Source organism: Pseudomonas sp. c313, from assembly GCF_055407145.1.
The window spans coordinates 287562-307746 of the sequence record NZ_JBUZRD010000002.1; the positions used below are offsets into that span (position 1 = coordinate 287562).

13 protein-coding genes and 3 pseudogenes are annotated in these 20185 nt (G+C 60.5%); 15 read left to right on the top strand and 1 reads right to left on the bottom strand.

The genetic code is table 11. The features are described from left to right. The 10 genes and pseudogenes from ACZRKZ_RS06175 to ACZRKZ_RS06220 all read left to right on the top strand — a co-directional run bounded on the left by ACZRKZ_RS06175 (position 1) and on the right by ACZRKZ_RS06220 (position 9851). A complete protein-coding gene (locus tag ACZRKZ_RS06175) occupies positions 1 to 1620 on the top strand; it encodes an ArnT family glycosyltransferase (protein WP_463981060.1) in 1620 nt (539 codons plus the stop codon). 253 nt (positions 1621 to 1873) lie between these two features. Next, positions 1874 to 2581 carry an HPP family protein gene (locus ACZRKZ_RS06180; protein ID WP_463981061.1) on the top strand — a complete coding sequence of 236 codons (708 nt, stop codon included), beginning with the start codon at positions 1874 to 1876 and terminating at the stop codon, positions 2579 to 2581. 158 nt (positions 2582 to 2739) lie between these two features. Beyond that, complete coding sequence (locus ACZRKZ_RS06185) at positions 2740 to 3846, top strand: enoyl-CoA hydratase/isomerase family protein (RefSeq protein WP_463981062.1); 1107 nt, start codon at positions 2740 to 2742, stop codon at positions 3844 to 3846. 3 nt (positions 3847 to 3849) lie between these two features. Beyond that, entirely contained in the window at positions 3850 to 5001 is a 1152-nt protein-coding gene (locus ACZRKZ_RS06190) for an acyl-CoA dehydrogenase family protein (RefSeq protein WP_463981063.1), read from the top strand. Positions 5002 to 5168: 167 nt separating this feature from the next. Further along, positions 5169 to 6302 (top strand): annotated as a pseudogene (locus ACZRKZ_RS06195) (HAMP domain-containing protein); the annotation flags it as partial. A gap of 342 nt (positions 6303 to 6644) precedes the next feature. After that, positions 6645 to 7163, top strand: a pseudogene (locus tag ACZRKZ_RS06200) (methyl-accepting chemotaxis protein); the annotation flags it as partial. A gap of 104 nt (positions 7164 to 7267) precedes the next feature. Further along, complete coding sequence (locus ACZRKZ_RS06205) at positions 7268 to 7717, top strand: SRPBCC family protein (RefSeq protein WP_463981064.1); 450 nt, start codon at positions 7268 to 7270, stop codon at positions 7715 to 7717. Between the two features lie 174 nt (positions 7718 to 7891). Then, positions 7892 to 8338, top strand: a complete 447-nt coding sequence (locus ACZRKZ_RS06210; RefSeq protein ID WP_463981065.1) for a DUF411 domain-containing protein — start codon at positions 7892 to 7894, stop codon at positions 8336 to 8338. Between the two features lie 3 nt (positions 8339 to 8341). After that, complete coding sequence (locus ACZRKZ_RS06215) at positions 8342 to 8773, top strand: YqaA family protein (protein ID WP_463968482.1); 432 nt, start codon at positions 8342 to 8344, stop codon at positions 8771 to 8773. 64 nt (positions 8774 to 8837) lie between these two features. Next, a complete protein-coding gene (locus tag ACZRKZ_RS06220; protein ID WP_463981066.1) occupies positions 8838 to 9851 on the top strand; it encodes an alpha/beta fold hydrolase in 1014 nt (337 codons plus the stop codon). Positions 9852 to 9957: 106 nt separating this feature from the next. Here the strand turns inward: ACZRKZ_RS06220 and ACZRKZ_RS06225 are convergent, their stop codons facing one another. Further along, a complete protein-coding gene (locus ACZRKZ_RS06225; protein ID WP_463981067.1) occupies positions 9958 to 10761 on the bottom strand; it encodes a nitrilase-related carbon-nitrogen hydrolase in 804 nt (267 codons plus the stop codon). A gap of 641 nt (positions 10762 to 11402) precedes the next feature. On the opposite strand from ACZRKZ_RS06225, the pseudogene ACZRKZ_RS06230 reads away from it, so the two are divergent. The 5 genes and pseudogenes from ACZRKZ_RS06230 to ACZRKZ_RS06250 all read left to right on the top strand — a co-directional run. Further along, a pseudogene (locus ACZRKZ_RS06230) lies at positions 11403 to 11522 on the top strand (outer membrane lipoprotein carrier protein LolA); the annotation flags it as partial. Between the two features lie 463 nt (positions 11523 to 11985). Then, complete coding sequence (gene glgA, locus ACZRKZ_RS06235) at positions 11986 to 13545, top strand: glycogen synthase GlgA (protein ID WP_463981068.1); 1560 nt, start codon at positions 11986 to 11988, stop codon at positions 13543 to 13545. A gap of 14 nt (positions 13546 to 13559) precedes the next feature. Further along, complete coding sequence (gene treZ, locus ACZRKZ_RS06240; protein WP_463981069.1) at positions 13560 to 15329, top strand: malto-oligosyltrehalose trehalohydrolase; 1770 nt, start codon at positions 13560 to 13562, stop codon at positions 15327 to 15329. Then, a complete protein-coding gene (gene malQ, locus ACZRKZ_RS06245) occupies positions 15326 to 17410 on the top strand; it encodes a 4-alpha-glucanotransferase (RefSeq protein ID WP_463981070.1) in 2085 nt (694 codons plus the stop codon). The genes treZ and malQ overlap by 4 nt, the downstream gene beginning before the upstream one ends. Further along, positions 17407 to 20175: a malto-oligosyltrehalose synthase gene (locus ACZRKZ_RS06250; protein WP_463981071.1), complete on the top strand. Its 2769-nt coding sequence runs from the start codon at positions 17407 to 17409 to the stop codon at positions 20173 to 20175. The genes malQ and ACZRKZ_RS06250 overlap by 4 nt, the downstream gene beginning before the upstream one ends. The last annotated feature ends 10 nt before the right edge of the window (positions 20176 to 20185 follow it).

The following is a 20185-nucleotide window of genomic DNA, read 5'->3' on the forward strand; positions in this document are numbered from 1 at the left end:
GTGGCTATAGTTCCTGCACCGCTGCTTGGTGCCACGATCCGCAGACACTCCTTGGGCCTTGGGCTGCTGGCGTTGATGCTGTTCATCGCCGGCAGCTGGGACCAGGCGGTTATCGGTTTTGACTCGCGCTTTGTGTTGTTTGCCCAGGAGATGCTGCGCCATGGGCCGAGCTTTTTTCCCACAACCTATGGGCAGCCTTATGCGGACTACCTGGCGACGTCGACCCTGTTTACCTGGCTGTTGTCGCTACCGCTGGGGCGCATTACCAGCCTCACGGCGTGGCTGCCGACGGCCGTTGCCTCGGCGATTATCGTCACCTTGATCTACCGACTGACAGCGCCCTACTCCCGGCGCTGGGCGCTGCTGAGCATCGCCCTGCTGCTGCTCAGCAGCACCTTTATCAGCGAAACCCGCTCAGTGTCCCTGGACCAGATGCTGGCTGCCGTAGCCCTGACGGTGTTTTACCTGGGCTACGCCCATGATCACTTCGGTGGCGGCAAACGCTGGCACTGGCTACTGGCGTTGTTGCTTCTGGGCTTTGCCATTCGTGGGCCGATCGGCCTGGTGATTCCCACCGGCGTGTTGTGCAGCTATTACCTGATCAATCGGCAATGGCGTCAGTTGTTCAGCTTCGGCTTGCTCGCGCTGGCGTTGCTGGTGGCCTGTGTTGGCCTGCTGCTGTTATTGGCCAAACTCAGCGGTGGTGAAGCGTTCATGCAGGACGTGATCCGCATGCAGTTCCTCGGCCGCATGGATGGCAGCGAAGGTTCCAGTGGTGTGCTCTATTACTTCACCAGCTCGTTGGGCAACTATGCCTTGGCGTATCCGTTGGCGATCCTGGTGCTGATTGCCGTGCTGATCAACGGGCGACGACCGTCTGATCCAGCGCTGCAGTTGTTGCTGTTTTGCGCGGCTGCGGGGTTGATAGTGATGCTGGGGCTGTCGATCCCGCAGGCGAAGAAGGCCCGTTACATGCTGCCGATGATCCCCATGGCGGCAATCATTGCGGCCTACCCTTTTCGGGGTGTTCAGGGGCGGCTCTTTGCCTGGTTGCGGGGATTGATGCTGGGGGTGTTGGCGCTCATACCGACGCTGTTGATTGGCGCCCTGTTGATGGCCCGTCATCGCTTCCCCGAGCAGTTGAATAGCCTGGGCCTGGTATTCACCGTGCTGGTCGTATTGCAGGTGCTGCTCCTGGGCATACTGTTGAAGTGGCGCTGGCAGCCAGTAGGCCCGGCCTTTTGTGCGGTGTTGGCGGTGTGGTCGACCTACATCATGGTGGTGGAACCGCTGGAGCGCAGCCTTTACGACACGCGCACCTTTACCCTGGGTGCCCAGGCCCTGATCCAGCAGCATCCGGCGCCGCTGGTGCTGCATGCCCTGGGTAAGGACGCCAAAGCCATCAAGTTCATGGTCAACCTCAATTGTGACCGGGTGCCCTTGTTCACTCAGTTGCCCTCGGAACTCGCCCTCGTCCAGGGGCCGGCCTGGCTGGTGATGAGCCAGGCTGATTTTGAAGGGTCGAGCGACCCGCGTGTGCGCCTGCTGGCACCTGTACTCAGCGGGCAGTTCGACAAAAACCCTTACGTGCTGCTGCACCTGACCAAGGCTGCGCTCTGACAACGGTCAGCCAGGCCTGTCTGTGGATGGAGTTGCGCGACGCCCTCGTGGCACTCAAGGGGCCACTGGGTTCAAGGTGATTAACTCCAAAAATACTGCACTTAACGTGCATTAATATGCATTGGCGAGGGTTTTGTTTGATCGGCACACTGCAGCGGTTCCTCCCCCAAATGTTGGAACTTTCGAAGGGCTTTCCGGGAAACCAGAGAAGCCCTTCTTTTTTGCCCGCCTTTTTATTCTGGATCGTCGATTAATGCTTGCTCGCTGGTTTCCCGCTGCCATCAATACTCGCCCCACCGAATGGAGTCGCGCCGCCATCGGCATGGCCTTGGGCACTCTGTTCAGTGTCTGGCTCTGTGCCCAGGTGTTTGGCATGGACGTCGCCATGCATCTGATTGGCCCCCTGGGCGCGTCTGCCGTGTTGCTGTTTGCCGTTTCATCCGGTGCGCTGGCCCAGCCGTGGTCAATCGTTGGCAGCTACTTGTGTGCCAGTGTGGTGGCATTGCTGGTAGCACGAGTGCTGGGCCGCACGTTGGGCAGCGCGTGCCTGGCCGCCGGCATGGCGCTGATCCTGATGTGCTGGCTGCGCTGCCTGCATCCGCCGTCGGGCGGGCTGGCAATGACACTGGTGTTGGCAGACCCGGCGACCATCGCCCTGGGTTGGCAGGGAATCGGCCCAGTCATGCTCGGTGCCGGCACATTGCTGGCGACGGCCATTGCCTATAACAACCTGACCCGTACCCGTTACCCCAAGGGCGCGATAGAGGCGCCGGTGATCATGATGAGCAATCGCCTCCAGGAGCCTGATCCCAAGATCACTGCCGTTGACCTGGAGCGGGCCCTGGCCGAAATGGAACAGTTTTTCGACGTCACGCCCACGGAGCTGGAGCAACTGATCCATACCGCTGAAGATCATGCCCGGCGCCGCAGCATTGGCCAGGTATTGGCGGGGCGGGTCTAGGCAGGCCAGGCAGTTTTTTTGATAATAACTACCCTGCATAAATGCAAAGACGACCTGCAGTATTCCAAGTTGTACTTGGCAAATTTGCACTGGTACGATCGGGAGATGGTTCGTCCGCGAACATTTTAATAAAGAACAATAAAAGCAGGGAGTTACAGATGACTGCTCAGGCTCCATCCCAGGCGACGTGCAGCGCCGAGTCCCCACAGGACGACGTCCTCGCCGAGATACGCAACCACATCGGCCACCTCACCCTCAATCGCCCTGCTGGCCTTAATGCCATCACCCTGGACATGGTCCGCAGCCTCACCCGGCATTTGCAGGGCTGGGCTGACGACCCAGAAGTTCACGCCGTCGTCCTGCGTGGTGCCGGGGAAAAAGCCTTCTGCGCCGGTGGCGACATACGCTCGCTGTACGACAGCTTCAAGAACGGCGACACCCTGCACCAGGATTTTTTCGTCGAAGAGTACGCCCTCGATCTGGCGATTCATCATTACCGCAAACCTGTTCTCGCGCTGATGGACGGTTTTGTCCTGGGCGGCGGCATGGGCCTGGTCCAGGGCGCCGACCTTCGGGTGGTCACTGAGCGCAGTCGTTTGGCGATGCCAGAGGTTGCCATCGGTTACTTCCCTGACGTCGGTGGCAGCTATTTCCTGCCGCGTATTCCCGGTGAGCTGGGTATCTACCTCGGCGTGACCGGCGTGCAGATCCGCGCCGCCGACGCGTTGTACTGTGGGCTGGCCGACTGGTACCTGGACAGCGCCAGGCTGGCGGAACTTGACCAGAAACTCGACCTCCTGCAATGGCAGGACTCCCCGCTCAAGGATCTCCAGGGCCTGCTGGCCAAACTGGCAGTGCAGCAGCTTGCCGACGCGCCGCTGGCTAAACTGCGCCCAGCCATCGAACACTTCTTCGCCCTGCCCGACGTGCCCAGCATCGTTGAGCAATTGCAGCAAGTTACCGTCGCTGACAGCCACGAATGGGCGTTGGCGACGGTCAAACTGATGCAGGGCCGCTCGCCACTGGCCATGGCCGTGACCCTGGAAATGCTCAGGCGTGGTCGGCACCTTGCGTTGGAAGACTGCTTTGCCCTGGAGTTGCACCTGGACCGTCAGTGGTTTGCCCGTGGCGACCTGATCGAAGGCGTGCGCGCCCTGCTGATCGACAAGGATAAATCCCCGCAATGGAACCCGCCGACTCTGCAGGCGCTGGATGCCGACCACGTCGAAAGCTTCTTCTGTGACTTCGAGCAGAACAGGAACTAAGCCATGCAAGATATTGAATTTACAGAAGAACAAGTCATGATTCGCGACATGGCTCGCGACTTTGCCCGAGGCGAAATCGCGCCCCATGCCCAAGCGTGGGAAAAAGCCGGCTGGATCGACGATGCCCTCGTGGCGAAGATGGGCGAACTGGGCCTGCTGGGCATGGTGGTCCCGGAAGAATGGGGTGGCACCTATGTCGACTATGTGGCTTACGCCCTGGCCGTCGAAGAGATTTCCGCCGGTGACGGCGCCACTGGCGCGCTGATGAGCATCCATAATTCAGTGGGTTGCGGCCCCATCCTCAACTACGGCTCACAAGAGCAGAAAGAAACCTGGCTGGCCGACCTTGCCAGCGGCCAGGCCATCGGCTGCTTCTGCCTGACCGAACCCCAGGCCGGCTCCGAAGCCCACAACCTGCGTACCCGTGCCGAGTTGCGGGACGGCCAATGGGTGATCAACGGCGCCAAGCAATTTGTCAGCAACGGCAAACGGGCCAAACTGGCCATCGTCTTTGCCGTGACAGACCCGGAACTGGGCAAGAAAGGTCTTTCTGCATTTCTCGTTCCCACTGACACGCCAGGTTTTGTGGTGGATCGCACCGAACACAAGATGGGCATCCGCGCTTCGGACACCTGTGCAGTCACCCTCAATCAATGCACCGTGCCCGAAGCCAATCTGTTGGGCGAACGTGGCAAGGGCCTGGCCATTGCCTTGTCCAACCTGGAAGGCGGCCGCATTGGCATTGCCGCCCAGGCCCTGGGCATCGCCCGCGCAGCGTTCGAGGCGGCGTTGGCCTACGCCCGTGACCGGGTGCAGTTCGACAAGGCAATCATTGAGCACCAGAGCGTGGCCAACCTGCTGGCTGACATGCAGACCCGTCTCAATGCCGCGCGTTTGTTGATCCTGCATGCTGCTCGCCTGCGCAGTGCTGGCAAGCCGTGCCTGTCAGAAGCATCCCAGGCCAAGTTGTTCGCCTCGGAAATGGCGGAAAAGGTCTGCTCCTCGGCGATGCAGATCCATGGTGGCTACGGCTATCTGGAAGATTACCCGGTGGAGCGTTATTACCGGGATGCGCGGATAACCCAGATTTATGAAGGGACCAGTGAAATCCAGCGGATGGTGATTGCTAGAGAGCTAAAGAACTATCAGCTGTAAGCTATTGAAATATTGGTCGTTCATCCTGATCGGGGACGACCTTCACCTCATGCGCTCGAACACTCTTGCACCATCGTACCTAAAGGTACTTCTTTCCAGGCCGATAGCCCTACGAAGCTCTAAAAAAGCCGCGTTGAATAATAAAACGCTTCGTAAGGACGACCCCCATGCCCCCATTGCGCTCTATCCAAGCCCGCTACACCCTGTTCCTGGTGTTATTCGTCCTGCTGCTATTCGTCTTGACGGTCGTGGGCATCGGACAGTTGGTGGCCCCCAAGCTTCGGCAAACCGAGGAACAGGTCGCCCTCAACCGTATTGCCGAGGTGGCTGAACAGATCCAGGGCGAACTGAACAAGGTCCAGGCCCAGCAGCGCAGCATCACCCAAACCATCCCCCTGCTCGACAGCGATGCCATCGACAAGGTGTTGCCCGGCCTGGTGGACCAGTACGGCGAACTGAAAGTGTTCGGCGGCGGCATCTGGCCCCTGCCCAACCAGCGCACACCGGGGCGCAACAAACACAGCACCTTCTGGCATCGCGATGCGTCGGGGAAACTGGCGGTCAATACCTTTTGGAATAGCGACGCCGCCCCCAATTATTACGATCAGACCTGGTACAAGGGCGGCATGGCCACACCTCGGGGCCAGTGCGCCTGGGCCGCGGCTTACAAGGATGACGCCAGCCAGGAGCCGCGCACCAACTGCGCCATGGCGATCCAGCGCGATGGCGCGCCCTACGGCGTTGCCACCATCGACGTGACCCTGGGCTTTTTCAATGACCTGGTGGCCCGCAAGGAAAAAGACATCGGCGGGCAAATGCTGATCGTCGAAAGCGACGGCAAGATCATCAGCAACAGCTCGCGCATCAGCGGCCAGGTGGTGCTGAAAAACATCAGCGAACTGGCAGGTACCTCGGCGTTTGCCGCCCAGGTCAGCGCCGGCCTGGCCCATCGCGACCAGTCGTTGCAACGCAACGAGTTCGATAATCAGGGCGTAGCCAGCACCTTCTTTATGCGCCCGATTGAAGGCACACCGTGGTTCCTTGCCACCGCCCTGCCCACCTCGCTGATCACCGCCCAGCGCGATGACGTGCTCGGCACCTTGAGTCTGTTGCAGGTCCCCATGGTCCTGCTGCTGGTGCTGTTGCAGGTCTATGCGATCCGCCAACTGGTGCAGCGCATGAAGGCCTTGAAAACCAATATTGATGCGCTGTCCACCGGCGACGCCGACTTGACCCGACGCATCACCATCCGCGCCGAGGATGAATTGGGCGCCATTGGTCACTCGGTCAACCGCTTTATTGTCTACCTGCAAAACATGATCGGCGAAGTAACCCTGGCCACCGGCGCCATGTCTTCAAGCCTGGCGCAGTTGCAGCAAACGTCGGCCCAGACCAACCAGATCCTGGTACGCCACGCCTCGGAAACCGACCAGACCGTCACGGCCATCACCGAGATGAGTTCCACCGCCGACACCGTGGCGCAAAACGCCGCTGAAACCGCCGCCTTCACCCAGAGCGCCAACGAACACGCAGACCGTTCGCGAATCGTCGTGGGTGAAGCCTCCAAGAGCGTCAGTGCCTTGATCGGCGAAGTCTCCAGTGCCACCCATACTGTGGAAAATATGCGCCAGGACGCCCAGCGCATCACGGAGACACTTGGGGTGATCGGCGCCATTGCCGGCCAAACCAACCTGCTGGCGCTCAACGCGGCGATTGAAGCCGCCCGTGCCGGCGAGCAGGGGCGCGGGTTTGCCGTGGTGGCCGATGAAGTGCGCGCCCTCGCCGCCCGGACTCAAGCCAGCACCTCGCAAATCAACGAAATGCTCGCGCGCCTGACCCTGGGCGTCACTTCCTCGGTCACCGCCATGGAAAATACCCAGGCCAGTTGCCAGTCGGCGGCCGATGCCACCGCTCGGGTCAACAGCGGGCTGGATGAAATGGCCGGCTCCGTCAGCCATATCAACAACCTGAGTACTCAGATCGCCACCGCTGCCGAACAGCAAAGCGCGGTGACCGAAGAGATCAACCGCAGCATGGTGCACATTCGCCATATGGTTGAAGAGCTGGTGCAAAGCGGGCACGCCACTGAAGACAATACCCAGAGCTTGCTGGAGGCTAATGACCAGGTTATTGCGTTGATGGGCCGCTTCAAAGTGCGTTGAAAAAAAGCCCGAACACTCCCGTGCGATGTACGGGAGTACGATCTACGGGAGCGCGACTATTCTGACAGTCCTAGTGCCCAGTTTCGCCACACAGGAGGTGTGTCATGAATGCCGTTGAGCACCCGAACCGCCTTGAGCGGATAAGCCAGGAACGCTATATCCAGGCCCCCATCGAAGCTGTCTACGACTACGTGACCCAACCGGATCGCTGGCATGAGTGGCATCCAACTTCCCTGAGCGCCGACACCGGCACCCACGGCTCGCTGCCCGCCGGCCACCGTTTCACCGAAATGATCGACCTGCTGGGCGTGCGAGTGTCCTTGAACTACAGGGTGCAAGTCGCCGTACCGCCCCGTGAGTTCAAGACTGTATTCACCTCACCTGCAGTGGATGGCTGCATTCACTACGTTCTGCAGGTGCAAGGCCGCGGCACCCTGTTCAAGCGCGTTCTCAGTTATGAGACTGGGTTGCAACTCACCACCCTGCATGAGCGCATGACAGAACTGTCGAGTCAGGCTCTGGACCAGCTCAAGCAACGCCTGGAAAACGCCTGACCTGACAAAACCGTCATCTTCCCCTCAGGTTACCGACAGCTCCAGGACGTTAGGCTACGGCGTCCTGGAGCTGTCAACCTTCCGTATAATCTCGAAACATAACCAGGCGACCCTTTTCTCAAAAGCGCGGAGAATGCGTCATCTCCGTATATTTCGTTACCTATGGGACCTTCGATGAAAACCACCCTGCGCCTGACCCTTCTGTCGGCCCTGTTCATGACTACCCTGGCCCAGGCCGCCGATCTGATCCCGATTGATGTGCATCGCGATGCCAATTGCGGTTGCTGCAAAAAATGGATCAGCCACCTGGAAAGCAACGGTTTCAAGGTCAATGACCTTGTCGAAACCGACATGAGCGCAGTCAAGCAGCGCCTGGGTGTTGCGCCGCGCCTGGGGTCCTGCCACACGGCGGTGATCGACGGTAAATTCGTCGAAGGCCATGTGCCCGCAGAGCAGGTTTTGGCCCTGCGCAAGCGCGACGATCTGCTGGGCGTCGCCGCACCGGGCATGCCAATGGGCTCGCCGGGGATGGAAACGGACGGTATGAGCCACCCTTATCAGGTCATCGGCCTGACCCGCGAAGGCAAAGACGTAGTGATCGCTGACTACCCGGCACACTGATAGATGCTGGCGGGCTACCTGGGACTGTTTTTCGCCGCCTTCGGTGCGGCGACGCTGTTGCCGATGCAATCGGAAGCAGTGCTGGTGGGGCTACTGCTCAGCGGCCATTACAGCCTGTGGTTACTACTTGCCATCGCCACCCTTGGTAATGTCCTGGGCTCAGTGATCAACTGGCTGTTGGGCCGTTCGGTTGACCGTTTCAAGGACCGCCGCTGGTTCCCCGTCAGCACCGCGAAGCTGGACAAGGCACGCGTTCACTATCAGCGCTGGGGGCATTGGTCGTTGCTGCTCAGTTGGCTGCCGATTATCGGCGATCCGCTGACACTGGTGGCTGGGGTGATGCGCGAGCCGTTGTGGCGATTTTTGCTGATCGTGAGCCTGGCCAAAGGTACCCGCTACGGGGTGCTGGCAATGCTGACCCTGCACTGGATCTGACCGGCGTTAATCTACGCTTAATCCTTGCGCGACAGCATCCGGGCATCGTCTTTGGAGCCCGCCCATGCCTCTATCTCGCTCATTTTGCCTTGCCGGCCTGCTGCTCAGCAGCACCCTTCCCGCTTTCGCCGCGAGCTCAGGCCCCGCTTACGGGCCTGAGCTGCAAGGCTTTGAATACCCTTACCCAATCGAACACTTCAGCTTCCAGTCCCAGGGCAAGGCCCTGCAAATGGGCTACATGGACGTACCCGCCAAGGGCAAGGCCAACGGTCGCAGCATCGTACTGATGCACGGCAAGAACTTCTGCGGCGCCACCTGGGACGACTCGATCAAGGCCCTGAGCGACGCTGGTTACCGGGTAATCGCTCCCGATCAAATCGGCTTTTGCACCTCCAGCAAACCAGATCATTACCAATACAGCTTCCAGCAACTGGCGATCAACACTCACCAACTGCTGGAAAAGCTTGGCATCCAGAAAGCCACTTTGCTGGGCCACTCCACCGGTGGCATGCTCGCCACACGCTACGCCCTGCTTTATCCGCAGCAAACCGAGCAACTGGCGCTGGTCAACCCCATTGGCCTGGAAGACTGGAAAGCCCTCGGCGTGCCCTATCGCAGCGTCGACCAATGGTACGAGCGCGAGCTGAAGCTGAGCGCCGAAGGCATCCGCAACTACGAGCGCACCACCTACTACGGCGGGCGCTGGAAGCCGGAGTTCGACCGCTGGGTCGACATGCTTGCCGGCCTGAACAAAGGCCCCGGCCATACCCAGGTGGCGTGGAACTCGGCGCTGATTTACGACATGATCTTCACCCAGCCCGTGTACTACGAGTTCAAAGACTTGCAGATGCCCACCCTGTTGCTGATCGGCACGTCCGACACCACGGCCATTGGCAGCGATATTGCGCCGCCAGCGGTCAAGGCGAAGATCGGCCACTACGAAGTGTTGGGCAAACAAGTGGCCAAGCTGATTCCCCACGCCACCCTGGTGGAGTTCCCGGGCCTGGGCCATGCACCGCAGATGGAAGAGCCAGCGCAGTTCCACAAGGCGCTGCTGCAAGGGCTCAATGCCCTTTAAGGCCAACCTTTTTAGGTTCTGGTGAATGGCATCAGGGCCGTGAGGAGCATGTCACTGGACTGCAATTGCAGATAGGCTCAGTGAGAGCGAAGCTGCGATTTGCGGTTTAGGGGAGGTTCCGGCTGGGGGCGAAAGACAAAGCATAGCGACTTGCCTCTTCCATCAAGTCATCACACATAGGATTCGCCTTGAGAACGTGCGCAACTGGGTCGATTATCGACAAGCCAAGCGACGTCTCTTCTGTGGCAGATGCCCAAACTTCTCCCATAGGCCCGACAATTTGGCTTTCGCCTCTGAATGTCGCCTCTTCGCCTGCATACATTTCCACACCGGTACGATTGGCACAGATTAGCGGAGTGGCGTTTTCCATTGCGCGAATGCGCGCAAGCTGGGTTGTCCAAGGTCCACCATAGTTGGCTGGGCAACACAATAACTGCGCACCTTGGCGCACCAGCAAGCGAGCGGCTTCTGGCATCCAGAGGTCAAAACAAGTAAGAACGCCAAAACGGCAGATTCCGTCATCGAAGCACGCTAATGAATCGCCTGGGGTAAAGAGGGGCTTTTCTATGCGTGACAGGTGGCACTTGCGTTGTTTCCCCAGCCAGCGCCCTCGCGATACGACAATCGCCGTGTTGTATATGTGATCGCCGTCGCGCTCAGCGATGCCAGCAATTAGCGTTGCATTCTTGTCTGCCGATAGTTGCAGTAAGAACTGCGCGGTTGGCCCATCGAACGCCGATTCAGCATGAAGAAACAATGCCTCACGCGAGCTGTGAAAATAACCGATGGTGCAAAGCTCGGGCATGACCAGGAGATCAAATTGTGCCGCGTCTACACTGTCGCGAATCTGCTTGAAATTTGCTGCTGGATCGCCAAATGAAACGGGATATTGCAAAAAAGCAGTCAGCATGCATTTTCCAACTGTCATAGGGTTTTTCTGAGCCCAGGCTGATCTTCCTTTGGGCGGCGTCAAGTTGAACTATACCCTAGCAGCTCTGCCTCCTTCGTTATCCCGGTTACGCGCTGGCCAGCGATAGCGTGCTGCCCGGTCTGGGCATCAGTGCACCATTATCGAGCGTTTTGACATTCGGCGCGCCAGCCGCGACCAATAACGGCACATGAACCGAATCCGCTGGCACCTGAATGTGGCACGCGGGTTGTGGTGGTATGCCTGCCATGGGTATCTATGCATCTTTGCCGGCAGGGTTTTCGGGCTGGACTGGGCTTGGGTACATATCCGTTATTTTGGTCAGGGCGGATTAGGGTTACGCCCTTACGGCGTGTCACTTTCGAAAAGCGCGAAAGTAACCAAAGCGCTCTTGCCCCACCACTCGGTGCCTCGCTGTGGCTCGGCATGCCTTCACTCCGGCATTGCTCCGTGGGCCGCCGCGCTGGGCCATCCTTGGCCCAGCGCGGCTAAACCGGCGTCCTGCCGGTTTACCCACGGATCAATACCTACGTTCAGCCATCGTGGTTTAACGGGGCGCCTTAGATCAAAAGCAAAGGCACGGCGGCCTGGTAGCCGGCCTGAGTGGTGAAAAGCAAAAACGTATCTACTGCCCACTGCCCACTGTAGGAGCGAGCTTGCTCGCGATGGTCGTTAACGATGACGCTGGCATCCTGAATCACCGCGGTGCCCTCAGGTTCTTCGCGAGCAAGCTCGCTCCTACTGAAAAGCGGATTCCGGCTTTTCGAAAGTGACACGCCGTAAGGGCATAACCCTAAGCCACCGTTACCGCAACAACGGATATGTACTCAATAGCCCCCCTAAACCCCAGCCATCAGCAACCTCAAGAAATATGTAGAGACCTATTAAAAATTTTGTCCTACAAAAAATACCCACATAGCCTACAGGCTCTGGGATCTGGCCTAGACTCATGACCGATGGGTCGCAACCAAAAGAAAAGCCCCCGCAAAAAATCGAAACTTTCTAACTCTACCGTAGGTCAGGTTTAAGGTAAGGCGAGCGCTGAGGGTTCACGCCGAACGCCCGTCCATCCACTCTATTTATGACTCCAGCGCAACTGGCATAAGGCTTGCCAGTCTGTGTAGCGCTTGTGCGCCTGGCCGCAGGATGCGGTCAATCATCGCTGATGGCTCAAAGCTATCAGCCGACCAACCATGGGAGAGAACTATGATCAGTGCCGATTTAGATACTCAGGGAGAGCGTTTTAGTCAGCCAATTGGCGGGCCTACCTCATTGGCGGACCTTCCCAACACGGTGCGGCCGGTCTCGTCTCAAAGCCCCAATCGCAAAAAAGTGCTATTTGTCACCTCGGAGCTTGCCGACCTGGTGAAAACCGGGGGCCTGGGCGATGTCTCCGCCGCCCTGCCCAGGGCCATGGCCCACCTGCACGATGTACGCGTGTTGATTCCCGGCTACCCGCAGGTGCTGGAGAGCGACAACCCCATTCACATCATCGGTGAGCTGGGCGGCCATGCTGCGCTGCCGCCTTGCAAGATCGGGCGCATGGACCTCAAGGACGGCCTGGTCATCTATGTCCTGATCTGCCCCGAACTCTATGAGCGTGAAGGCACGCCCTACGGCGCCAACAATGGTCGCGACTGGCCAGACAACCATATCCGCTTCGCCCGCCTGGGCCTGGCCGCCGCCGATATTGCCGCCAACCTGGCGCAAATCCACTGGTGCCCAGACCTGGTGCACGCCCATGACTGGCCTGCAGGCCTGGCGCCGGCGTATATGCACTGGCGTGGTTCACGCACACCCACGCTGTTCACCATCCATAACCTCGCCTACCAGGGGGTGGTCAGCCTGGCCTCGTGCCCGGAGCTGGGGATTCCCGAGCATGCCTTGCAACAGGAAGGTATGGAGTTCTACGGCAAACTGTCGTTTTTAAAGGCCGGCATGGCTTATTCCAGCCACATCACCACGGTCAGCGCCACGTACGCCCAGGAAATCACCACCCCGGAGTTCGGCTGCGGTCTAGATGGCTTCCTTGCCAGCAAGACCCAGCAAGGCCTGCTCAGCGGTATTCCCAATGGCACCGATGAAAGCTGGGAATCGTCCACCGACCCACACCTGACCCACCCGTTCAACATCGGTGATTGGGAAGGCAAGGCCGTGAACGCGGCCCATGTACGTACCCTGTTCGGCTTGCACGACTCCACCGGCCCGCTGTTTGCCGTAGTTTCTCGGCTGGTCTACCAGAAAGGCCTGGACCTGACCGAAGCAGTCGCCAGTTTTATCGTCGAGTCCGGTGGCCAGATTGCAATCATCGGTCGCGGCGAACCCGAGGAAGAACAGGCCATGCGTGCCCTCGCCCTGCGCTTCCCTGGTCAGATCGGCGTACGTATCGGCTTCAACGAAACCGACGCGCGACGCATGTTTGCCGGCAGCGACTTTCTGCTGATGCCCTCGCGCTATGAGCCCTGTGGCCTGAGCCAGATGTACGCCCAGCGTTTCGGTTCGTTGCCCGTGGCCCGCAACACCGGCGGCCTGGCGGACACCATCGAGGATGGCGTCACTGGTTTCCTGTTCAACGAATCCACTGTACCAAGCTACGAAGCTGCCTTGAGCCGTGCGTTCAAGGTCTTTGCCTACCCCGGTCTGCTCAACGCCATGCGTTGCCGGGCCATGGCCGCGCCGTTCAACTGGTGCCAGTCAGTGGAGCCCTACGCCGAACTTTACGAACAACTGGTGGCGAAAACCCTGGGAACATCGGGAAAACAGTAAAGAGGTCTTTATAGATGCCGTTACGGACTCTGGAAACATGGCCCCACGGCGCAATCATGCTCGACGCGCAACACACCCGTTTCGCTTTGTGGGCGCCTGATGCGTTTTATGTCAGCGTTGAGTTGGAAGAAGGCACATCTGTTCCCATGCTGCCCCTGGCAGATGGCTGGTTTGTAGTGCAAGTGCAATGCCCGGCGGGGACTCGCTACCGTTACAACATCGACGGTGAGCGGGAGGTCCCTGACCCGGCTTCGCGACTTCAGCACTCTGACGTGCATGGCCACAGCGTCGTGGTCGATCCGCTGGCCTACCGCTGGCGCCACAGCGCCTGGCAGGGCCGGCCCTGGCATGAGGCGGTTATCTACGAGCTGCACGTGGGCGTGCTGGGGGGCTACGCCGAGGTTGAGAAACAACTGCCGCGCCTGGCCGAGTTGGGTGTCACGGCTATTGAACTGATGCCCCTGGCGCAGTTTCCCGGCGAGCGTAATTGGGGCTACGACGGGGTCCTGCCCTACGCTCCGCAATCCTCCTACGGTACTCCCGACCAGTTGAAACAGCTGATCGACAGCGCCCACCAACAGGGGTTGGCGGTGATCCTCGACGTGGTCTACAACCACTTCGGCCCCGACGGTAATTACTTGGGGCAGTACGCCAAGGGATTTTTCCGCGAAGACACTCACACGCCATGGGGCGCCGGCATCGACTTTCGCCGTCGTGAAGTGCGCGAGTTCTTTATCGACAACGCCCTGATGTGGTTGCTGGAGTACCGCTTCGATGGCCTGCGCCTGGATGCAGTGCACGCCATCAACGATCCCGAGTTCCTCCAGGAACTGGCCCAGCGGGTCCGTCAGCAAGTGGACCCGGGGCGTCACGTATGGCTGGTGCTGGAAAATGAATTCAACCAGGCCAGCCTGCTGGAGCAAGGTTTCGATGCCCAGTGGAACGATGACGGGCACAACGCCCTGCACGTGCTGCTGACCGGCGAAACCGATGCCTACTACGCCGACTTTGCCGACGACCCCACCGCCAAACTGGCGCGCTGCCTGAGCGAAGGCTTTATCTACCAGGGCCACGCTACCCGTCACGGCAGCGAACGCGGTGAGCCAAGCGGGCACTTGCCACCCAGCGCATTTGTGCTGTTTCTACAAAACCATGACCAGATCGGTAACCGTGCCCTGGGCGAACGCCTGCATCAACTCTGCTCCCCCCAGGCATTGAAGGCCGCTACGACATTGCTGCTGATGTCACCGATGATCCCGCTGATGTTCATGGGCGATGAAGTCAACGCTGAAGAGCCGTTCCTGTTTTTTACCGACCACCATGGCGAACTGGCTGAAGCGGTGCGCGAAGGCCGGCGTAACGAATTTGCCGAATTTGCCGCCTTCACCGATCCCGAGCGGCGCGAACGCATTCCCGATCCCAACGCCCTGCAAACCTTCCGCCGTTCTGCCCCGGCCCTGGCCGATTGCAGCACTTCCCAGCTGTACCGCCAGTTGCTGAGCCTGCGCCACCGACACATCGTGCCGCATCTACCGGGCAGCGTGGCGCTGGGTGCGCACGTGCTGGGGCAAGGTGCGATCTCTGCCCGCTGGCGCCTGGGCGATGGCAGCGTGCTGCAGATCGACCTCAACCTGAGTCCTGCCACCTTCAAGCACCCAACAGGTGTCCACAGCCTGTTTGTGACCCCGGTTTCAACCGTCAATGACACGTTGCTCGCGCCCTTTAGCGCCCGTGTCAGCCTGACCCCGGGCGAATCCTCAACCCTTACTGGAGAGCACTCTTGAGCGAAGCGCAATTGGAAATACTCGCCAGCCGAGCGGGCCTGGCCGTCGACTGGATCGACGCAAACGGCCGCCCGCAACGTGTCAGCCCCGACGCCTTGCGCGCCGTGCTCAAAGGCCTGGGCCACCCCGCCGACAGCGACAAAGCCATTGCGGCCAGCCTGCAGGACCTGGCGCGGGCGCAACAAGACAAACACCTGCCACCGCTGCTGACCGTGGATCTCGGCGCAGGCCTGGACCTGGCGCGCTACTTTGCGCCAGGCACGCCCTGCCAGCTCCATCTGGAAGACGGCAGCGTCCTGGACCTTGAACTCGACGCCGACGCGACTCTCGTCGGTTCGATGCCGGTGGGTTACCACCAGGCGCACATTGCCAAGCAACACTTCACCCTGGCAGTGGCGCCGACTCATTGCTACAGCGTCGCCGAAGCCGTAGACAGCCAAACCGCCCGCGCCTGGGGCCTCAGCGCCCAACTGTACGCCCTGCGCCGTAGCGGTGACGGCGGGTTTGGCGACACGCAGGCATTGGAGCACCTGGCCCGCGCTGCTGCCGAAAGAGGCGCCGATGCCCTGGCGATCAGCCCGATGCACGCCATGTTCAGCGCCGACACTGAGCGCTACAGCCCCTATTCCCCCTCCAGCCGCCTGTTCCTTAACAGCCTCTATGCCTCGCCGGGTTGCATCCTCGGCGAACGGGCGCTGCGCAGCGCCATCGAGACCAGCGGCCTGGCCGATGAACTGCAGGCGCTTGAACAACAGAGCCTGATCGACTGGCCCGCTGCGGCCAAGGCCAAACAACAGCTATTGCGCACGCTGTACCAGGATTTTCGCCAAGGCAACCACCCGCAACACGCCGACTTCCTGAGCTTTCGCCAGGCTGGTGGCGAAGCCCTGGAAAACCACTGCCGCTTCGAGGCGGTACAGGCCGAGCGCGCCGCCAACGGTGAAAGCCTCGACTGGCGCCATTGGCCGCAAGACTGGCGCGCCCCCCACAGCCCGGCATTGGTGCAATTTGCGCAAGACAATGGCGAAGAAATCGGCTTCTTTGCCTTCAGCCAATGGCTGATCGCTCGCTGCCTGGAGCGGGCGCAACAAGCCGCCAGGGGCAGCGGCATGGGCATCGGCCTGATCGCAGACCTGGCCGTAGGTGCCGATGGTGCGGGTAGCCAGGCCTGGAGTCGCCAGGACGAACTGCTCGCCGAACTGACTGTGGGCGCGCCGCCGGACATCCTCAACCGCACAGGTCAGGGCTGGGGCATTTCCGCCTTTTCCCCCGAAGGCCTCAAGCGCAACGGCTTTCGCGCCTTTATCGAAATGCTGCGGGCCAACTTTGCCCATGCCGGCGGTTTGCGCATCGACCATGTGATGGGCCTGCAACGGCTGTGGGTGATCCCCATGGACGCCTCACCCCAAGAAGGTGCCTACCTGCATTACCCGGTGGATGACCTGCTGCGACTGTTGGCTCTGGAATCGAGTCGGCACCAGGCCATCGTCCTCGGCGAGGACCTCGGCACTGTGCCTGACGGCCTGCGGGAAAAACTGATCGCCCGCTCGATCCTCGGCATGCGCGTGCTGCTGTTCGAACAAGACCATGGCGGCCAGTTCAAGCCGATCCTCGATTGGCCGGACAATGCCCTGGCGACCACCAGCACCCATGACCTGCCCACTCTCAATGGTTGGTGGCATAACCGCGATATCGACTGGAATGTGCAACTGGGGCTCATTGATGCGCCCACCGTCGAGCAGTGGAGCGAACACCGCCTGCGGGAACGCCAGTCACTGCGCCAGGCCTTGAGCCAGGACCCGCAGAATTTTCGCGATGAAGTGCGCAACGAAACCGACCACGTGATCGACGCCAGTGTGCGTTACCTGGGCCACACCCGTGCCCCTCTGGTCTTGCTGCCCCTGGAAGACGCCCTGGGTATTGAAGAACAAGCCAACCTGCCCGGCACCACCGACACCCATCCCAATTGGCGCCGTCGCCTGCCGGGAGCTGCTGCCACCCTGCTCGACGATGAAGACGCCGCGCGCCGCCTTGAGCTGCTGGCAGTGGCGCGCAATCAAGCCCTCGAGCGTGACCGGTGAAGCCATTGACCCTTCGGGCGACTCAGCGCCTGCAATTTCATAAAGGCTTTACCCTTGATGACGCAGTGTCGTTGGTGCCTTACTTCGCCCGCTTGGGTATCAGCCATCTCTATGCTTCGCCGCTGCTCAGTGCCCGCGCCGGTTCCATGCACGGCTACGATGTAGTCGACCCCACCACCGTCAACCCCGAGCTGGGTGGCGAACCGGCCCTGCGCCGGCTGGTGGCGGCCCTGCGTGCACACCAGATGGGCCTGATCCTCGATATCGTCTCCAACCACATGGCCGTCGGTGGCAGCGACAACGCCTGGTGGCTGGACCTGCTGGAATGGGGCCGTTTGAGCCCCTACAGCGAATTTTTCGACATCCAGTGGCATTCGCCTGACCCGCTGCTCAAGGGCCAGTTGCTGATGCCGTTTTTGGGCAGCGACTACGGGGAGGCGCTGCAAACCGGCACTATTGCACTGCGCTTCGATCCACAGCACGGCAGCTTCTTCGTCGAACACTACGAACACCGTTTCCCGATCTGCCCCAGCGATTACGGCGACATACTGCGTGCTCATGAGCCGCTCAAGGCCTTGGCCGACCGCTTCAGTACCCTCGCCTACCAGCCCGATGCCTACCCCCAGGCCGCGATCCTGAAACAGGAGTTGGTCGAGCTGGCTGGCGACTCAACAATCCTGGACGCCATCGAGCGCAGCCTGAGTCTCTTCGACTCGCGAGAGCCGCAAGGCTTTACCCGCCTGCATCATCTGCTGGAACAACAGAGCTATCGCCTGGCCAGCTGGCGCACGGCGGCAGACGACATCAACTGGCGGCGCTTCTTCGACATCAACGAACTGGGCGGCCTGCGGGTGGAGCGCAGCGCCGTGTTCGAGGCCACCCACGGCAAGATCTTCCATCTGATCAGCGAAGGCCTGGTGGATGGCCTGCGCATCGACCATATCGACGGTCTGGCCGACCCTCGCGGTTACTGCCGCAAGCTGCGGCGCCGGGTGGATGCACTATCGCCGGACCAGCACTTGCCGATCTACGTCGAAAAAATACTCGGCGAAGGGGAAACCCTGTATGAGGACTGGCGGGTCGACGGCACTACCGGCTATGAGTTCATGAACCAGCTGTCACTGCTGCAACATGACCCCGCAGGCTTTGAACCCTTGGCCGAGCTATGGAGCGGCAACACCGAACGTCCATCAGCGTTTATCGAGGAAGCCTGGCTGGCCCGCCAGCAGATCCTCAACGGTTCCCTGGCCGGGGATTTTGAAAGCGTCGCCCAGGCCCTGCTGCACGTGGCCCGTGACGACGTGATGAGCCGCGACCTGACCCTGGGCGCCATTCGCCGCGCCTTGCAGGAGCTGATCGTGCACTTCCCGGTCTATCGCACCTACATCAGCGCCCGTGGTCGCACTGAGCGCGACGATGTGTTCTTTATGCGAGCCATGAGCGGCGCCCGCAGCACCTTGAGCGAAGGCGACTGGCCGGTCCTCGACTGCCTGGAAAAATGGCTGGGCGGCCAGCCCTGGCGTGACCGTCCTCTGGGTCGCGAACGCAAGATCCTCAAGCACGCCTGTGTGCGCTTCCAGCAACTGACTTCCCCGGCAGCAGCCAAGGCCGTGGAAGACACCGCGTTCTATCGTTCGGCGGTGTTGCTGTCGCGCAATGACGTGGGTTTCAGCACCGAGCAGTTCAGCGCGCCCCTGGCGCACTTCCACGCGGCCAATCAACAACGCTTGCAGACCTTCCCCGACAACCTGCTGGCCACCGCCACCCATGACCACAAGCGCGGCGAAGACAGCCGCGCTCGCCTGGCAGTGCTCAGCGAGTGTGCCGTTTGGTACGCCGAGCAGGTGCAGCATTGGCGCGCGCTTGCCGCGCCGTTGCGCTGCGATCAAGCCACGCCCTCGGCGGGTGACGAGTTGATCCTCTACCAAGTGCTGCTGGGCAGTTGGCCCCTGGACCTCTATAGCGCCAATGCCTCGGGCCTTGGCGACTATCATCAGAGGCTCTGGCAGTGGCAACAGAAGGCTTTGCGCGAAGCCAAACTGCACAGCAGCTGGAGCGCGCCCAACGAGCTTTACGAGCAGGGCGTCGAAGCTTTCCTGCGCCGTTTGTTGCTGGACGATTCGGGGTTAGCGCTGCGCACAGCCATTGGTGTCGCCGCCCAGGTCATCGCGCCAGCCGGTGCCCTCAATGGACTGGCGCAATCCTTGCTGCACTTCAGCGTGCCGGGCGTGCCGGACCTGTACCAGGGCGATGAGTTCTGGGACTTCAGCCTGGTAGATCCGGACAACCGTCGACCGGTGGATTTCAATGCCCGGCAACAGGCGCTGCAATCGCCCGTCGAGGTGGGGCAACTGCTTCAGCATTGGCGTGACGGGCGTATCAAACAGGCCCTGATTGCCCAGGTGTTGACCTTGCGCAAGGCCCACCCAGCGCTGTTTGCCAAGGGCAGCTACGAGCCGTTGGAGGTGGTGGGTGAGCATGCAGATCGAGTCATTGCGTTCTGCCGTGAACATCAAGGAAAACGGCTGTTGGTGGTGGTGCCGCGCTGGACCCACAGCCTGCTTGTAAACAGCGCCAACCCCCACGTCGATGCGCAAGTCTGGGGCGATACCCGGGTCAAGTTACCGTTCACCGTAACAACCAAAAACTGGAAGGGACTTTTCCGAACAGGCGCAGTCACACCCAACAAGGAGTTGAGTATCCGCGCAGCTCTGGGGGATTTTCCGGTGAATATCTTTATCAATCCTAATGATCAAGAAAGCTGAAATTTTCTGT

What these genes read in the sequence shown, in the direction of transcription:
- ACZRKZ_RS06225 (WP_463981067.1), bottom strand. Translation starts at nt 10,761, where the DNA reads ATGCTGACTGCTTTTTTGCAATATCCCGTTTCATTTGGCGATCCAGCA.
- ACZRKZ_RS06185 (WP_463981062.1), top strand. Translation starts at nt 2,740, where the DNA reads ATGACTGCTCAGGCTCCATCCCAGGCGACGTGCAGCGCCGAGTCCCCA.
- ACZRKZ_RS06220 (WP_463981066.1), top strand. Translation starts at nt 8,838, where the DNA reads ATGCCTCTATCTCGCTCATTTTGCCTTGCCGGCCTGCTGCTCAGCAGC.
- treZ (WP_463981069.1), top strand. Translation starts at nt 13,560, where the DNA reads ATGCCGTTACGGACTCTGGAAACATGGCCCCACGGCGCAATCATGCTC.
- glgA (WP_463981068.1), top strand. Translation starts at nt 11,986, where the DNA reads ATGATCAGTGCCGATTTAGATACTCAGGGAGAGCGTTTTAGTCAGCCA.
- ACZRKZ_RS06215 (WP_463968482.1), top strand. Translation starts at nt 8,342, where the DNA reads ATGCTGGCGGGCTACCTGGGACTGTTTTTCGCCGCCTTCGGTGCGGCG.
- ACZRKZ_RS06205 (WP_463981064.1), top strand. Translation starts at nt 7,268, where the DNA reads ATGAATGCCGTTGAGCACCCGAACCGCCTTGAGCGGATAAGCCAGGAA.
- ACZRKZ_RS06210 (WP_463981065.1), top strand. Translation starts at nt 7,892, where the DNA reads ATGAAAACCACCCTGCGCCTGACCCTTCTGTCGGCCCTGTTCATGACT.
- ACZRKZ_RS06190 (WP_463981063.1), top strand. Translation starts at nt 3,850, where the DNA reads ATGCAAGATATTGAATTTACAGAAGAACAAGTCATGATTCGCGACATG.
- ACZRKZ_RS06180 (WP_463981061.1), top strand. Translation starts at nt 1,874, where the DNA reads ATGCTTGCTCGCTGGTTTCCCGCTGCCATCAATACTCGCCCCACCGAA.